The organism is Pseudomonas sp. SWRI179 (genome assembly GCF_014268705.1).
Taxonomy (GTDB): domain Bacteria; phylum Pseudomonadota; class Gammaproteobacteria; order Pseudomonadales; family Pseudomonadaceae; genus Aquipseudomonas; species Aquipseudomonas zanjanensis.
On record NZ_JABWRA010000137.1, the window covers coordinates 1 to 547 of the forward strand.

The 547-nt window shown below is 68.4% G+C and carries 1 protein-coding gene; it reads left to right on the forward strand.

The features are described from left to right. Positions 1–547 (forward strand): condensation domain-containing protein (locus HU767_RS28580; protein WP_238349544.1); only part of this gene is annotated, 547 nt, incomplete at both ends.

A 547-nucleotide genomic window follows, 5' to 3' on the forward strand; every position in this document is an offset into this window, starting at 1 on the left:
CGCCAGCGCTTCGCCGCCGCCGACATCGGCTTTGCCTTGCAGGAACACAACCTGCAAACCCTGGACGCCGACGCCCGCCAAGCGGCCGTGACGCAACTGACCCAGGCCGAAGCCCGGGACGCCTTCGACCTCAGCCAGGGCCCGCTGATTCGCGGACGCCTGCTGTGCCTGGCCGAAGACGAGCACATCCTGCTGGTGACCCAGCACCACATCGTCTCCGACGGTTGGTCGGTGGCGGTGTTGATCGGCGAGTTCAACGCCCTCTACGCCGCGTTCAGCCAGCAGCTCGACGACCCGTTGCCGCCCCTGGCCCTGCAATACGCCGACTACGCCAGCTGGCGACAGCAGCACCTGCAAGGCGAACGCTTGCACGCCCAGGTCGATTTCTGGAAAGCACACCTGGACGGCGCCCCGGCGCTGCTGGAACTGCCCAGCGACCACCCACGGCCGCAAGTGCAAAGCTACCAAGGCGCCGCGCTGGCCCTGCAACTGCCCGCGCCACTCAGCGCCCGCTTGCGCCGCTTCAGCCAGCAACAAGGCCTGACCC